Below are 15,682 nucleotides of genomic sequence, written 5' to 3' on the forward strand. Positions count from 1 at the left end.
TTACTCTCCCGCTAAAGGTCTAAAGCGTCTAAGTTCCAATAACTTATAACCTGTGTATTGGCCCATCAACAGCACGGTTGCCAGAATCACCAGATGGATCCCCAGGAAGTTAAATACCCAGTGTTGTACCCAGGTTGCGCTCATGGCCAGGTAGGCTAAGGTGGCGACAAACAGGCTACCACCGCCCTGTACCATCACTTCTTTGGCGCCTTCCTCCTCCCAGAGGATGGACATACGCTCGATGGTCCATGCCAGGATGATCATTGGGAAGAAGGTGATGGTGAGCCCTTCGCTCAGGCCAAACTTGTAAGAGAGTAGGGTGAACAGGCCTATGATGCCTATCACCACAATGATCACCGCCGAGATCCGCGAAATAAGCAGCAGGTTAAGATCCGACAAATAGGAGCGGATCATCAAACCGAAGGCGACGATCAGCAGGAAGCCGATAAGGCCGGTAAGCAGGGTGGTCTGAATAAAGGCCAGGGCGATCAGCACCGGCATGAAGGTACCTGAGGTCTTGATGCCTATGATGACCCTGAGGAACACCACCATCAGCACGCCGATAGGGATCAGCAAGATGCCTTTAAACAGGCTCTGCTCTTCCAACGGCAATTGGTAGAGGGAGAAGTCCAGAGCATCCTTGTTCTTCAGCATGTCGATAGAGGTCGCCAGCGCCGAGCGGGTGTCTTGTAACATGGAGAAGTTCACCTGGGAGTTGACGCCGCCAACGACATCCAACGTCGATTTTGCGGTTCTGTCCCAGATAAGCAGGTTATCAGGACGTCCCTGAGTACCATCGTTGGGGTTAAAGATGATCCACTGCCCCTGGTGGTAGACCTCCACATAGTTGGATAGTTGCTGACGGCGACGCTGATCTTCTAAAAATAGCCCGCTGACCTTCTTGGCCGGGATCCCCTTGCTGTTAAGCATGCGGATGAAGAGATCGGGACGAGAATTGCTGGTGAGAAGCAGTTCCAGATTCTGGCTGCGCTCGGTGGCGTTGAAGCTCTTGTTGAGCTGCTGGGCAAACGAGAGGTTGGTCGCGCTGCGTGACCAGATCTCGCTCATCACCTGTTCGGCGGCGGCCTTCTCTGTGGCAGACCAGTTATAGGCCTGTGGTGTCTCGGGCGCTTGTTCGGCTGGGATCTCATTCTTGCCGGTCGGCACTAAGGTGACCTTGTAGTAGAGATCTTGCTGACCTATCGCCTCTCGGGTCGACCAGGTGACCTGGCGGCCGCTGTCGGTTTGAGTAACCGACATGCCGTAGCCCGGCGAGGTGGCGTTTTCCGCTAGGATCTCGAAGGCTGGATCGTTAGGCAGCGAGAAGGTGACCTCGGCGGGTTCGCCGGTGCCCTGAAAACTGACCTTGGCATCTACCGCCCAGCTCTGTACCTGTTCGCCCGGAAGGAAGGGCACATTATGTTCGATGCCGCGATAGACACTGGCGGCTATGCCTGCGATAAACAGCAGGGCGACTAAGATATAAAAAGGTTTTTTAGAGTGCATCGAGTCTACATCCTATTATTTTGCTGTTTTTGACGGATTTTTCTTACCGTGCACAAAACTCTGACCCACATCGACAACTGCTATGTCTTGCATAAACTTACGTCCCAGCAGCAGCTGATAATCGAGATGGCTACGATCCACTAGGTTAAGGTCGGTTTCCGCCTTGTAATTGCCAATCTGCAGATGGGCATGGATCACCGGGCGTCTGTCATTCTTCTCATCGGCATCCTGCTTGATGCGAACGAAGCGCTCCACCTTAGATTCGAAGGTCTGCGATGGCTTGTCGGCACCTTGGGTGAAGACGTCGAAGCGTACCCACTGCTTACCATTGCGCTCGAACAATATGATGTTGTGAGCATCAAGCGATGAGGACTCTGCACCGGTATCGATACGTGTTTCGAAGCCTGCCTTGATCTCATCGACATAGACATGTTCTACCGCGCCCAGAATAAACTTGTCGCCGATGGGCGATGGGTCGCACTGCACCGGGACCTGTACCACCTGCTTCTCGGGCTGGGTCTTAACGTCGGCCACCTGCTTGGACAGCTGCTCCAGCTGGGTCGAAAGGGAAGTCAGCGCGGCCTGCTGCTCGCTTTGGTTGGCGCTGATTAAGGTGACTAGTTCGCTCTTTTGCTCACTCAGGCTTGCATTAAAGGTGTCGATGTCGACCGGGGCGGGCTGCTCAGGCGCTTGAGTTGCGGCGCAGCCTGCAAGGCTGGTTACCAGGGCGAGAGTGGTCATCTGTTTTAACATAGTGCTTCCCGTTTACTATTTTCGTTTAAACCAAATCTTTGTTGGGTTGATTTTTCACGGCAATAAAAGTGGCGCGTTTGGGTGCCGGATAGCCCTCAACCGTCAGACTGACATCGTTAGGATCCAGATAATCGACTAACGATTCATTAGGCATCCAATCTGTGCTGCGCTGTTCTGCCAATGAGGTGACATCAATATCGACGCAGCGGACATCGACAAAATCTGCCTTCTTGAGCCAGGCTTCTAGGGCCTTGGCCGACGGCAGGAACCAGACATTGTTCATCTTACCGTAACGCTCTCCTGGCACCAGCACTGTGTTTTCATCGCCATCGACGACCAATGTCTCGAGAACCAGTTCGCCGCCGGTCCTGAGTTGGTCCCTCAGTTGCAGCAGGTGATCGATAGGCGAGCGTCTGTGATAGAGCACACCCATGGAGAATACTGTGTCGAAGGCATCCAGCGGCGGCAGTTGCTCTATGCCTAGGGGTAATAGATGTACAGGGTGTTCGTTACCCGCCAGGCGCTTTACCGCCTCAAATTGACACAGAAATAGCGGTGAAGGGTCGATACCGACGACACGTTTTGCGCCGTCACCCAGCATACGCCACATGTGATAACCGCTGCCGCAACCGACATCGAGCACGGTACGATTCTTCAGTGGTGAGATGTGGGGCTGAACCCGCTCCCATTTCCAGTCTGAACGCCATTCGGTGTCGATATGAATGCCATGAAGATCGAAGGGACCCTTGCGCCAGGGGCAGAAGAGTTTCAGCAGGTTCTTGAGTTTTTCCTGTTGGCCCTTGGTGAGCTGCTCACCGCTGCCCACCTCTACCTTAGTGGTGAAATCGATTCTGTCTGGAGCAGGGTAATGGAGTTTATTGAGTACCTTTTCCCATTTGGGCAGATTGCCATGCTTATGTTCACGTTGCCATTGGCCGAGGATCGCCGGGAGTTCTTCTAACCAATGTTGAAGATTGGAGTCGGCGATTTGTTGATAAAAGGAGCTGAAGCTGATCACTTGATGGCCACCATTGATGCGAAATTAAAACATTGGAACCAGACACTAAAATGACTAAAACCTTGAGCCTCAAGGCGTTGCTGATGCTGGGGCAGGGTGTCTGGCTTCATGACATGTTCCAGCGAGCTGCGCTTCTGGCTGATCTCAAGCTCGCTGTAGCCGTTGGCACGTTTAAAGTCGAGATGTAACTCGTCCAGCAGATGCTGTACCGGCTCATCTTCGAAGACGAGTTTCTCTGACAGGACGAGAATGCCGCCGGGTTTGAGTCCCTGATAGATCTTGGCGATCAGGGTTTGTCTGTCTTCAGGCGCCAGAAACTGCATGGTGAAGTTGAGGATGACCATGGAAGCGTCCTGGATATCTATGTCGCGAATATCGGCACAGATCAGATCGACGGGGGTCTCGCTCACATAGGCACTGAGGTTCTGTTTGCAGCGCTCAATCATCGACTCGCTATTATCGACGGCGATGATCTCGCAGCCCCTGCCTTCGATACGGCGACGCACGCTCAACGTGGCGGCGCCCAGCGAACAGCCTAAATCGTATATCTTGCTATTAGGGGTGACACATTTATCGGCGAAATCGCCAAGGGTGTTGATGATCTGTCCATATCCGGGGACAGAGCGACGTATCATATCGCTAAAGACACCTGCGACTCTATCGTCGAATTGAAAGTCACTGATATGTTCACAGGCTTGGGCGTAAATTGTATCTTGATTCGAGTTCATCAGAGTTTTTTGAGTAAATTCAATATTCCATTCTAGCTAATGATAACAGTTCGCAGCAAGTCTAGTACTGGTAATTAGGCATAAAATTCTGTCTAATATCCTAATAACAACATATATTTTACAGCGCGGTGACTTTGTGATTTAAGCGAAGGCGCCAAGGTTATTTTTGTAGCCGGCTTGTAATATGAAGCTGCCTTTAAAACGCCTTTTTAATATGGCCAATATGCAGGCCAGGTTATAGGTGAATGTTTTGAATCGTTTTTAGGTTTAGACAGCCCAATAGTAATGGTTAAAACATCGAGGCGTGTTAGGTTAGCGCTAATAAAATGATAATAGAGACCGGGATAGATCTTTGACACCACTACATCTTTTGGCATCGGCTTTTTTAGCTAAGGTTCGCGGCGCTCTGGCGCGCATGGCCTTCGTCCCCTTAGCCATAGTGCTCACGCTACTTTCCAGTTGGCATCTGGCCGCCGACGAGCGTCAGGCTCCACTGGTGCTGGTGATGGGGGAGGACAGTTATCCTTATCAGTTTGTCGATGAAAACGGTGACGCTAAAGGCGTATTGGTGGACCTTTGGCGTGAATGGTCGTCGCAGACTCAGGTGCCTGTGGTCTTCGTCGCCCGTCACTGGCAGGACTCGCTTAAACAGCTCGCCCTGGGAGATGCCGACATCCATATCGGCCTTGGGATCACCAAGGAGCGGGATCGGGATTTCGATTTTGCCGCGCCCATCGCCTATGTCAGCACCTATCTTTATGTGCGTAACACACTTAAAGGCAAGAAAAATTTTACCGATCTCCAGCCCTATCGCATCGGCGTCGTGGCGGGCTCATCACACGAATCGATACTCAATCATCAGGTTAATGGGCTGAGCTACCGTTACTATAATAGCCGCGCCGAACTGCTTCGCGCCGTGGTGGCCGGAGAGGTAGATGTCTTTGCCGGCATGGAAGGCTATCTAAAGGATAACGCCGTTAGCCGCGCCGTTTTGGAAGAGTTTCCATTGGATAATCGTCTGCTGATCAAGAAGACGGCACTGGTGCCTGCGGTCAGCAAGGGGCGGCTGGATCTTATCACAGAGATCAACCGCGGCTTCGATAGCCTGAGTCAAACCAGCCGCGCCGAAATCGACAAGCGCTGGCTCGGCTTTAGCCGTGATGCCAACACCCTAGTGATAGCGACCACCACAGGTATTCAACCCTTTGTCGATACTGGGGGCGATGGTGAGCCACACGGTCTCTATATCGATATCTGGAAGCTGTGGTCTAAGAAGACGGGGATAGAGGTGGAGTTCCGCCCGGCGTCCATGGAAGATGGTTTAGATGAGCTCAAGTTTCACCGCGCCGATATCCATGTGGGTTATCCCGAGAGCGACACCATGAAGTCCAACCTGACCCGAGCCTGGCGCACCTATCAGGTGAAGAGCCGTCTCTTCAGTTATGGCAAAGCCATCAACAGCTTAGATGAGCTAAAGGGAAAACGCGTCGGCGCCGTGCCCACTGCGCCTTATCTGGATAAGCTCAAGCAGGCGCTGCCGAACTCGGAGCTTAAGCTCTATACCGATGTGACGCAGATGATTCAGGCCGCACAGCAAGGCCATATCGCCGCCTTCGTGGCATCATCTGCCTGGACCCAACACTATTTGCTGAGAGCCGAGTCCTGGTCCGACTTTCACCAGTTCCGTGATCTCGCCTTTACGACAGATATCTATGCCCTGACTCGCAACGAGGATAAGGGACTGGCTCAGCGCATTGCAGCAGGCTTTCGTCTGATCAGCAACGCAGAGCTGGCCAGCATAGAGAATAAATGGATATTGGACAGAGACGACAGGAGCGTGCAGTCGCTGCTTAATCCGCTCTCCATTACAGAAACCCAGCGGCGCTATTTAGACGGCCTGCGCACACTTAAGGTGGGCTACCTTGCCGCCTGGGCGCCCATGGAGTTTCAGGGGCCATCCGGCGAGTTTATGGGGATCAACAGCGAGATCAGCCACTGGGTCGCCGATCAACTTGGCCTGACGCTTGAGGGCGTGCCGTTCGAGCGCTGGAGCAGCCTGCTCGATGCGCTTAAACAGGGCGAGATAGATATCGTTGGCAGTGTCGCCCATACTCCGGAGCGTGAACGGGAAATGGTCTTTACCAGTCCCTACTGGCCATCGCCTTGGGGCTTAGTGACCAACCTAAGTCAGGTGACTGTGTTTAACCTGAGTCAGATGAGTGGCAAGCGCCTGGCTATTGTCGAGGGCTACCATCTGATTGCCAACCTGATGAATAAGGCGCTGGGGATCGAGCTGGTGATCGTGCCCAATAGCCGCGCGGGTGTGGATGCAGTGGCCCAGGGCAAGGCCGACGCCTTCATCGAGAAGGTGATCAACATGGCCATGGTGCTTAAGGAGTCAGATTATAAGGCGCTCAAGATGTCTGTGTTGGCGGACTTTTCCCAGCAGCAGAGCCATTTTGCGCTAAATCCCAAGTACAAGGAATTGGTGCCTCTGTGGGATCAGGCCATCGCTCAGCTGACTCCCGAGCGTCAAGAGGCCATATACCAGCACTGGGTCAAGGAGGAAGTCAGCAGCTGGAAGGCGATGCTGAACTATCGGAGCGCCTTCTATCTCCTGGCGCTGGTGAGTTTTGTGCTGTTCGTTTATCTTATCTGGCGTGCCCAGCGTAGCCGCTTTGCGGCCGCCAAAGAGCTGGCCCATGAGCTGACCCGGGCCGGGCAGTTCGATACGCTTACCGGCCTGCCCAATCGTAGCCTGCTCGATGACAGGCTGCAGCAGTCGGTGCTGCTGCACAGGCGTGAGATGCAGCCCTTTGCCGTGCTCTTTATCAGCTTCGATAATATGCGCCAAATCAATCAGACCTTTGGTCATCAGGTGGGCGACAAGGTGCTGGCCGAGGGCGCTCAGCGACTCAAGTCGGCGGTGCGTAAGTCAGATACTCTGGCACGCTTTGGTGGCAACGAATTTGTGATGGTGCTCAATCGCAGTAAAGATCTCGATACCGTGTGTCAGGTGGCCGATGGCATAGTGGGCGGCTTTAGTGCGCCCTTTGCCATCAACGGCCTGGATGTGGCACTATCGGTCAGCATAGGGGTGGCCATGTTCCCGAATGATGGCGACACTGTCGTCGAGTTACTCAAGACCGCCGACAAGTTGATGTCGCGGGCAGTGAAACAGGGTGGGCGTTGTTACCAAAGTGCCTGATCTGTGACCCCAGTTCAGGATTTGATGGATATTTATCCAACCCAAAGGTTTACTTCATTTTAAGCGGATGAAGTTGTTTTGAAATCGGCAATATTTCACTATAATGCCGCTTTTGTCATGTATTGAATATCCTCAAGCACGGCCTTGACGGATGAAAGGAAAGTGTTAGATGCGCAGTCATTATTGTGGAGACGTTAATCGGTCTCATGTTGGGGAAGAAGTTACTCTCGTAGGTTGGGTAAACCGCAGTCGCGATCTCGGTGGCGTGGTTTTTCTGGATTTGCGCGACCGTGAAGGCGTGATTCAGGTAGTATACGATCCTGATCTGCCAGAGGTATTCGATGTCGCCAGCACACTGCGCAGTGAGTTCTGTGTTCAGGTGAAAGGCTTGGTACGCGCACGTCCTGACAGCCAGATCAACGATCAGATGCGCACAGGTGAGATTGAGGTGCTGGGTAAGGCGCTGACCATTCTCAATAGTGCACCGGCACTGCCGATCAACATGGACAAAAATCAACACAACACCGAAGAGCAGCGTCTTAAGTATCGCTACCTGGATCTGCGTCGCCCAGAGATGGCCGAGCGCATCATCTTCCGCTCTAAGGTGACCAGCGCCGTGCGTCGTTTCCTCGACGGTAACGGTTTCCTCGATATCGAGACGCCTATCCTGACCAAGGCGACGCCAGAAGGTGCACGTGACTATTTAGTGCCTAGCCGTACTTATAAGGGCCAGTTCTTCGCGCTGCCGCAGTCGCCACAGCTGTTTAAGCAGCTGCTGATGATGTCAGGTTTCGACCGTTACTATCAGATCGTCAAGTGTTTCCGCGACGAAGACTTACGCGCCGACCGTCAGCCAGAATTTACCCAGATCGATATCGAAACCTCATTCATGACCTCTGCCGAGGTGATGGATAAGACCGAAGAGATGGTACGTGGCCTATTTAAAGAGCTGCTGAATGTCGACTTAGGCGAGTTTCCTAAGATGACCTTCGCCGAGGCGATGCGTCGTTACGGCTCAGATAAGCCGGACCTGCGTAACCCGCTAGAACTGGTGGATGTGGCAGACCTAGTTAAAGATGTCGACTTCAAGGTATTCCAGGAGCCTGCAAACGACAGCGAAGGCCGTGTTGCCGTGCTGTGTGTACCGGGCGGCGCCTCGCTGTCGCGCAAACAGCTTGACGAGTATGGCAAGTACGTCAACATCTATGGCGCCAAAGGGTTGGCATGGATGAAGGTAAACGAGCTGGAGAAAGGGCTGGAAGGCATTCAGTCGCCAGTACTTAAGTTCCTCAGCGAAGAGGTGGTTAAGGGCATCCTGGATCGTACCAATGCTGCCAACGGCGACCTTATCCTGTTTGGCGCCGACAAGGCGAATATCGTGGCAGAAGCCATGGGCGCGCTGCGTCTGAAGGTGGGCGAAGACTTCGACCTGCTCCAAGGTGACTGGAAGCCACTATGGGTGGTTGACTTCCCAATGTTTGAGCGCACATCTGACGGCGGCCTGCATGCCATGCACCATCCGTTTACCGCGCCAAGTGGTATCACACCGGCCGAGCTGGAAGCCAACCCTACGGCGGCCATCTCTGACGCCTATGACATGGTGCTAAACGGTTGTGAACTGGGCGGTGGCTCGGTACGTATCTACGACGGTGAGATGCAGTCTGCCGTATTTAGAATCCTGGGGATCGATGACGAGGAAGCGCAAGAGAAGTTTGGCTTCCTGCTTGAAGCCCTCAAGTACGGCACACCTCCACACGCAGGCCTAGCGTTCGGTCTTGACCGTATGGTGATGCTGATGACAGGTGCGAGTTCGATTCGTGACGTGATGGCATTCCCTAAGACCACCACGGCAGCCTGTCCGCTCACCAACGCACCAGGTTTCGCTAACCCAGTACAGCTCGAAGAGCTTGGGGTGAGCGTAGTCGAAGCGAAGAAAGAGCAGGAATAAATCAAGATTGAACCAATAAGCCGAGCATCTTGCTCGGCTTTTTCGAGGCAAACTCGAATAAGGAGTCCCTATGGCCGGTCACAGTAAATGGGCCAACATCAAGCACCGCAAGGCGGCACAAGACGCTAAACGCGGTAAACTCTTCACCAAATTCATTCGCGAGCTTACGGTAGCGGCCAGAGAAGGCGGCTCGGATCCCGATTCGAACCCGAGACTCAGGGCGGCAATCGATAAGGCGCTGTCAAATAACATGACCCGTGATACGGTCGAACGTGCCATCAAGCGCGGTGCCGGCGAACTCGACGGCCAGGTGCTGGAAACCATCATGTATGAAGGCTATGGTCCGGGTGGCACCGCAGTGATGGTCGAAACCATGACTGATAACCGTAACCGCACCGTTTCAGGTGTGCGTAACGCCTTTAGTAAGTCGGGTGGCAACCTGGGTACAGATGGCTCTGTGGCTTATCTGTTTGAGAAGCGTGGCGTGATCTCTTACGCCGAAGGCAGCGATGAAGACACCATCATGGATGCGGCGCTCGACGCCGGCGCCGAAGATGTCGTGACCAATGATGATACCTCTATCGATGTCTACACCACGCCAGAAGCCTTTGGTGCCGTGAAAGATGCGTTGGACGCGGCAGGGCTAGAGGCGGTCAACGCCGAGGTGACCATGGTGCCGTCTACCAAGGCAGAGTTGGACGCGGCCACCGCGCCTAAATTCTTGCGCCTTATCGATAACCTTGAAGATCACGACGATGTGCAAGAGGTCTATCATAACGCCGAGATCTCTGACGAGATCTTAGCCAGCCTCGAATAGGCAAGCGATGCCAATAATCTTGGGGGTGGATCCCGGCTCGCGAATCACAGGTTATGGTGTGATCCAGTGCCAGGGGCGGCAGCAGATCTACCTGGGCAGCGGCTGTATTCGTACCCAATCGGATGATCTGCCCTCCCGTCTTAAGGTGATATTCGACGGGATCAGCGAGATCATCCGCCAATACCAGCCGGACGAATTTGCCATCGAGAGAGTGTTTCTGGCCAAGAACGCCGATTCGGCCTTAAAACTTGGTCAGGCACGCGGCGCCGCCATAGTGGCCGCCACCAATGCCGATCTGCCGGTGGCCGAGTATTCGGCGACCCAGATCAAGAATGCCGTGGTCGGCACGGGACGGGCGCAGAAAAGCCAGGTGCAGCACATGGTGCAACAGATCCTGAAACTGCCCGCTGCCCCACAGGCCGATGCGGCCGATGCCTTGGGGGTTGCCCTGTGCCATTTCCACACATATCAGAGCCTGATCGCCATGGGCGGTAAGGCGAGCGCGAGAACTTACGGAAGATATAGATGATAGGTCGTTTAAGGGGATTACTGGTCGAGAAACAGGCGCCCGAGGTGCTGATCGAAACCGCTGGCGTCGGTTATGAGGTACAGATGCCGCTGACCAGTTTTTACGAGCTGCCCGAGCTAAACCAAGAAGCGGTGATCTACACCCATTTTGTGGTGAGAGAAGATGCTCAGCTGCTTTATGGTTTCATGAGCAAGCAGGAAAGGGCGCTCTTTAGGCTGCTAATCAAGACCAATGGCGTGGGCCCCAAGCTGGCGCTCACCATACTCTCAGGCATGACGGCGGCCGAGTTTGTTAAGTGCGTCGAACACGACGACATCGCCACTCTGGTGAAGCTGCCGGGCGTTGGCAAGAAGACCGCCGAGCGCTTGCTGGTTGAGATGCGTGATAAGCTCAAGAGCCTGATGGAAGCGTCCCACGGCAACGAGCGTGAGTTTGTGCTGCAGTCAAACTATACCCCAGCACCTGTGGTCAACACCGCCGAAGAAGATGCCATCTCGGCGCTTTTGGCGTTAGGATATAAGCCTGCACAGGCCAGTAAGGCGGTCTCCAGTGTCTTCGAAGAGGGCATGGATTCAGAAACCTTGATCAAGGCATCGCTGAAATCGATGCTCTAGCGCCCAGAGTGAGAAATAGATGATTGAAGCCGATAGGTTAGTTCACGCCCAGCCTCAGGGCACCGAGGAACGGGATGAGCAGATAGATAGGGCCATGCGGCCTAAGCTGCTGGATGAATACACGGGCCAGGACGATACCAGGGCTCAGCTTAAGGTGTTTATCGAGGCGGCGCAGAAGCGAGGCGAAGCCTTAGATCACATGTTGATCTACGGGCCGCCGGGTCTGGGTAAGACGACGCTGGCCATGATCGTGGCCAACGAGATGGGGGTTAACATCAAGTCCACCTCAGGGCCTGTGCTGGAAAAGGCCGGGGATCTGGCAGCGCTGCTGACCAACCTCGAGGCTGGCGATGTACTCTTTATCGATGAGATCCACAGATTAAGCCCTGTGGTGGAGGAGATCCTCTATCCGGCGATGGAAGACTATCAGCTGGATATCATGATAGGTGAGGGGCCGGCGGCCCGCTCTATCAAGTTAGAGTTACCGCCTTTTACCCTGATCGGCGCAACGACCCGCGCAGGGGCGCTAACCTCGCCACTTCGTGCCCGATTTGGTATACCGCTGCGTCTCGAGTTTTATAATGTTAAAGATCTCAGCAGTATCGTGGCTCGTTCGGCTAAGGTGCTGGAGTTGCCCATAGATCAAGAGGGGGCTGTGGAAGTGGCCAGGCGTTCTCGTGGCACCCCGCGTATCGCCAACCGCCTGCTCAGACGGGTGAGGGACTACGCCGAGGTGAAACATGACGGCGAAGTCAATAAGACGGTTGCCGAGAGTGCCTTGGATATGCTGGATGTGGATGTCGAAGGCTTCGACTATATGGACCGCAAGTTGCTACTCGCTATCATAGATAAGTTTATGGGGGGCCCCGTGGGCCTGGATAACCTGGCAGCCGCCATCGGCGAGGAGCGCGAAACCATCGAAGACGTGCTCGAACCCTTCCTAATCCAGCAAGGCTTTATTCAGCGCACCCCAAGAGGGCGTATTGCGACGGCCAGGGCCTATCAGCACTTTAACTTGATCCAGCCCGAGTAGCTGTTAAGAAAAAAGGTTATTCATCTTAAGCCTCTCATCTGAGCTTTGGCTTGCCAGTGCTAGCAAATTGTAAACAAGCGTGGTCAATTGACCGCGCTTTTTTATGTCTTATTTTCTTCTCGTCGCAGGCATTTATAGGCTAGTCCAGAGTCTTTAATGACAATCTTGAGCTTGAGCTTGAGCTTGAGCTTGAGTCTTTGGCTTGTGTTTTTCTTACCGCTTCATCGCTTGCTTGTTCGCTAGCTTGGCCGCTAGCGGCAATCTTTACCCTTCAAGCTAGAGCTTTCATGCTATAGGAATAAAGATACAAAAGGTCACATCTGTATTATTTTTCTGCTTTATATGTTGGTAATTATGGTGATGTGTTTATTAATTTAACAAAGGGTTTTTAATATATTTAAGTTGAAGTTTATCTTGCGCCTGCTTATTTGATTATTTATCAGTTTACGCCTTTAATTTAAATCTGTTAACCCTGCGCCCTGTCGCAATTGCCGCTTATTCAATATTCTAAAAGAAGGGCTGAAACCTGCTGCTTTTCTCCTCGTTTGTAAAATATTGTAACAACAGTTCTAAGGCTTTTTCAGCATCCTTATTCATTAGGGGTTTTACGGTCGGTGATTGTTAATGACGGCGGCTTTATGTGCAAATTGCGTAACGACAGCGGATTGAAACGTGTGTTTAGCTCTTTTAATTGTGATCGGCATCACACTTTTGTCTTTTGTGTGCGTTGTGATTGTGTTGCAGCTCAGGCCGAGTAAAACACTGCCTTGGGTCAAGTAACCTAGTTAATTAAACCAGATGAATGCCTATTCACTCATTTGCCTGAAATATCAAACTCGCTCAGTTACTTAAATGGTACTTTTTATTAACCTTTATTTTTCATTGGTTAATAAATTGGTGGATTGACGGCTTTAGGGGGAAAAGACAGTATCGATTCGAGCGTTGAATAAATAAAAGAACGGCGCCGAATAAAAATTGAATTAGGGAGTAGACCTACATGATTAAAAAAAGCAGATTAGCTGCAGCAGTTAAATTAAGTTTAATTGCGACAGTGTCGACCAGTGGATATTTTGTTGCCAACAATGCAGTTGCTGCCGAAGAAAGTGCCTCTTTTGAACGTATCGCGGTGACCGGCTCACGCATTCAACGTCAAGACATGGAAACGGCTTCACCGGTAACCGTTATCGATGCCAGTGCCATTCGCGCCGAAGGTTACAACTCGGTCGACGAGATCCTACAGGCACAACCTGCCATGGCCGGTATGGCGGTAGGTTCTACCACTAACAATGGTGCCGATGGTGTCGCCCAGGTGGATCTGCGTGGTATGGGGGCGAGCCGTACCTTGGTACTGTTAAATGGCCGTCGTATGGTTAACTCTGGTTCGGGTGCAGATAGCGCCGTGGATCTCAACACCATCCCAGTGGCGATGATCGCTCGTGTGGAGATCTTGAAAGATGGCGCCTCGGCCGTGTATGGTTCCGACGCCATTGCCGGTGTGGTTAACATCATCACCAAGAAAGATTTCGAAGGCTTCCAGCTAGACATCAATGGCGGCGCAACCGACAAGGGTGACGGTGAAAACGTCGAGATCAGTGCACTCTATGGCTTCAATACCGATGGTGGTAATTACACCTTTGGTGTGGCCTATTCGGATCGTGGCGGCGTGATGCAAAAAGATCGCGACTGGGTGGAGAAGGGCTCTAGTAGCTTTATCCCAACCGGCTCGCTAGGCGGTAAGGTACAGGATGAGAACGGTAACTGGGTCGATCGCACCGAAGGTTATGACTTTACCCAGGATAGCTGGCTGCAGACGCCAAATGAGCGTTACAGCTTCTTCGCCAACGCGACGCAAGAATTGGCTAACGATATCGTCTTTACTGGTGATCTCTTATACACCAAGCGTCAATCTGAGCAGATGATGGCGGCTCAGCCGGCCTCTGTGATGCTGGATGTGTGTACGCCAAGTTCAACCGGCAACTGCATCACGCTCACCGATGAGATGATTGCTGGCGGTATCAAGCCTGATGATCAAGGCCGCGTGGAATACCGCAGAAGAACCACAGATGCCGGTAACCGTATCTATGAGCAAGACACAGATACCCTGCGCGTATCTGCCGGTCTAGCCGGTGAGTTCGATGTTCATACGGGTATTGCCTGGGACCTGTCTTACACCTATGGTAAGAACAAGGCTGAGACCTGGGTTCATAACTCAATCAACGCCAAGAACATGGAGCAGTCTGTCTATGATAATCAGGATGCCTGGTTCAGCGGCGACCCACTGTCTCAAGCCATCATTGACGACATTAGCTACCTTGAGTCCACGACGGGCGGCAACGAGCAGCACATCGTCTCTGGTGTGATCAGCGGTGAAGCCTTCGACCTGGAAGCAGGCCCTGTCGCTTATGCGATCGGCGCCGAATACCGCCATGACAGTGGTTACTACAATCCCGATCCTGTGATCGTGGCGGGTGAAGGCACGGCGGCGCAGCAAGATCCTACAGATGGTAGCTACAGCGTGATCTCTGTATATCAAGAGGTGAGCGTACCTTTCACCGACAAGCTAACAGGTGAATTCGCGCTGCGTTTCGATGACTACTCGACTTTTGGTAACGCATCGACCTGGAAGATAGGTTTGACCTATGAGGCGACCGACGACCTTATGCTACGCGCCGTGGCGGCTACCGGTTTCCGCGCGCCAAACGTGAGCGAGCTGTATGGCGGTAACGTGGGTTCATACGACTACCTGGACGATCCTTGGGGTAACGAGCAGGACCCACAGATTTTGGTGAACTACACCTCAGATCCCGATCTGAAGGCGGAGTCGTCTGAGTCTTACACTGCAGGTCTAGTCTACTCGCCAAGCTATATCGATGGCATGTCGCTGACCTTGGATTACTGGCGCTTTAAGATCACAGATGCTATCTCGCGTCTGGACGTTCAGGCGGGTCTAAATGCCTGTCACGCCGGTGATACCACAGCCTGTGAGACCTTCGGTATCACGCCTGACGGTAACCTGGAAAACCTGACTAACCCGCTGACCAACGTGGGCTATCAAGACACGAGTGGTGTCGACTTTAACCTGGCTTACCGTTTTGAGGGTCTGGGCTTAGATTGGAGCATCAGCAACGATTTAACCTACTTGCTTGAGTTTGAGCAGGATGGCATCGACTACACAGGCACTATCGGTGGCATGTTCGGTGGCTATTCTAAGGTGAAGAACAACTTTAGCGTGAAGGCAGGCCAGGGTGACTGGAGTGTGATGTACTCTAATCGCTTTATCGGCGAGATGGACGACATCAACTATGGTGATGCGGTTGACTCTGTGCTGTACCACAACATCTCTGGTATGTACCACATCAACGACAGCATTACCGCTAGCCTGGGTGTGAAGAACTTTACCGATGAGAAGCCTGTAATGGTGGCCAGCGGTAACGAGGCGGGCACAGTGCCTGAGGTGTACGACACTATCGGTCGTCAGATCTACGGCGGTGTAACCGTTAAGTTCTAGGTTGTAGAATGAAATAAAAA

The 15,682-nt window shown here is 52.9% G+C and carries 11 protein-coding genes; 7 read left to right on the forward strand and 4 right to left on the reverse strand.

The features are described from left to right. The 4 genes from DB48_RS15640 to cmoA are packed head-to-tail and all read right to left on the reverse strand — an operon-like array spanning position 1 to position 4,005. Complete coding sequence (locus tag DB48_RS15640) at positions 1 to 1,506, reverse strand: UUP1 family membrane protein (RefSeq protein ID WP_041511158.1); 1,506 nt, start codon at positions 1,504 to 1,506, stop codon at positions 1 to 3. Between the two features lie 15 nt (positions 1,507 to 1,521). Then, positions 1,522 to 2,259 (reverse strand): ATP-dependent zinc protease family protein, encoded by a 738-nt coding sequence (locus DB48_RS15645; RefSeq protein ID WP_041511159.1) that lies wholly within the window; start codon positions 2,257 to 2,259, stop codon positions 1,522 to 1,524. Positions 2,260 to 2,284: 25 nt separating this feature from the next. Next, complete coding sequence (gene cmoB / locus DB48_RS15650; RefSeq protein WP_041511160.1) at positions 2,285 to 3,277, reverse strand: tRNA 5-methoxyuridine(34)/uridine 5-oxyacetic acid(34) synthase CmoB; 993 nt, start codon at positions 3,275 to 3,277, stop codon at positions 2,285 to 2,287. Continuing rightward, positions 3,274 to 4,005 carry a carboxy-S-adenosyl-L-methionine synthase CmoA gene (gene cmoA, locus DB48_RS15655; RefSeq protein WP_041511161.1) on the reverse strand — a complete coding sequence of 244 codons (732 nt, stop codon included), beginning with the start codon at positions 4,003 to 4,005 and terminating at the stop codon, positions 3,274 to 3,276. Before cmoA ends, cmoB begins: the two co-directional genes overlap by 4 nt. Before the next feature lie 352 nt (positions 4,006 to 4,357). Between cmoA and DB48_RS15660 the strand changes: the two genes are divergently transcribed. The 7 genes from DB48_RS15660 (at position 4,358) to DB48_RS15690 (ending at position 15,662) form a co-directional block, all read left to right on the forward strand. After that, positions 4,358 to 7,213, forward strand: coding sequence for a transporter substrate-binding domain-containing protein (locus DB48_RS15660; RefSeq protein ID WP_235375421.1), 2,856 nt, complete (start codon positions 4,358 to 4,360; stop codon positions 7,211 to 7,213). A gap of 169 nt (positions 7,214 to 7,382) precedes the next feature. Further along, positions 7,383 to 9,161: an aspartate--tRNA ligase gene (aspS, locus tag DB48_RS15665; protein WP_041511162.1), complete on the forward strand. Its 1,779-nt coding sequence runs from the start codon at positions 7,383 to 7,385 to the stop codon at positions 9,159 to 9,161. 70 nt (positions 9,162 to 9,231) lie between these two features. Next, complete coding sequence (locus DB48_RS15670; RefSeq protein WP_041511163.1) at positions 9,232 to 9,978, forward strand: YebC/PmpR family DNA-binding transcriptional regulator; 747 nt, start codon at positions 9,232 to 9,234, stop codon at positions 9,976 to 9,978. 7 nt (positions 9,979 to 9,985) lie between these two features. Further along, a complete protein-coding gene (gene ruvC, locus DB48_RS15675) occupies positions 9,986 to 10,507 on the forward strand; it encodes a crossover junction endodeoxyribonuclease RuvC (protein WP_041511164.1) in 522 nt (173 codons plus the stop codon). Beyond that, positions 10,504 to 11,121, forward strand: a complete 618-nt coding sequence (ruvA, locus tag DB48_RS15680; RefSeq protein WP_041511165.1) for a Holliday junction branch migration protein RuvA — start codon at positions 10,504 to 10,506, stop codon at positions 11,119 to 11,121. Before ruvC ends, ruvA begins: the two co-directional genes overlap by 4 nt. Before the next feature lie 19 nt (positions 11,122 to 11,140). Next, positions 11,141 to 12,154 carry a Holliday junction branch migration DNA helicase RuvB gene (ruvB, locus tag DB48_RS15685; RefSeq protein WP_041511166.1) on the forward strand — a complete coding sequence of 338 codons (1,014 nt, stop codon included), beginning with the start codon at positions 11,141 to 11,143 and terminating at the stop codon, positions 12,152 to 12,154. A gap of 997 nt (positions 12,155 to 13,151) precedes the next feature. Beyond that, positions 13,152 to 15,662 carry a TonB-dependent receptor plug domain-containing protein gene (locus tag DB48_RS15690; protein WP_041511167.1) on the forward strand — a complete coding sequence of 837 codons (2,511 nt, stop codon included), beginning with the start codon at positions 13,152 to 13,154 and terminating at the stop codon, positions 15,660 to 15,662. The last annotated feature ends 20 nt before the right edge of the window (positions 15,663 to 15,682 follow it).

It is taken from the genome of Shewanella sp. cp20, from assembly GCF_000832025.1.
In the GTDB taxonomy this organism is placed as follows: domain Bacteria; phylum Pseudomonadota; class Gammaproteobacteria; order Enterobacterales; family Shewanellaceae; genus Shewanella.

What these genes read in the sequence shown, in the direction of transcription:
- DB48_RS15640 (WP_041511158.1), bottom strand. Translation starts at nt 1,506, where the DNA reads ATGCACTCTAAAAAACCTTTTTATATCTTAGTCGCCCTGCTGTTTATC.
- DB48_RS15645 (WP_041511159.1), bottom strand. Translation starts at nt 2,259, where the DNA reads ATGTTAAAACAGATGACCACTCTCGCCCTGGTAACCAGCCTTGCAGGC.
- cmoA (WP_041511161.1), bottom strand. Translation starts at nt 4,005, where the DNA reads ATGAACTCGAATCAAGATACAATTTACGCCCAAGCCTGTGAACATATC.
- aspS (WP_041511162.1), top strand. Translation starts at nt 7,383, where the DNA reads ATGCGCAGTCATTATTGTGGAGACGTTAATCGGTCTCATGTTGGGGAA.
- DB48_RS15670 (WP_041511163.1), top strand. Translation starts at nt 9,232, where the DNA reads ATGGCCGGTCACAGTAAATGGGCCAACATCAAGCACCGCAAGGCGGCA.
- ruvC (WP_041511164.1), top strand. Translation starts at nt 9,986, where the DNA reads ATGCCAATAATCTTGGGGGTGGATCCCGGCTCGCGAATCACAGGTTAT.
- ruvA (WP_041511165.1), top strand. Translation starts at nt 10,504, where the DNA reads ATGATAGGTCGTTTAAGGGGATTACTGGTCGAGAAACAGGCGCCCGAG.
- ruvB (WP_041511166.1), top strand. Translation starts at nt 11,141, where the DNA reads ATGATTGAAGCCGATAGGTTAGTTCACGCCCAGCCTCAGGGCACCGAG.
- DB48_RS15690 (WP_041511167.1), top strand. Translation starts at nt 13,152, where the DNA reads ATGATTAAAAAAAGCAGATTAGCTGCAGCAGTTAAATTAAGTTTAATT.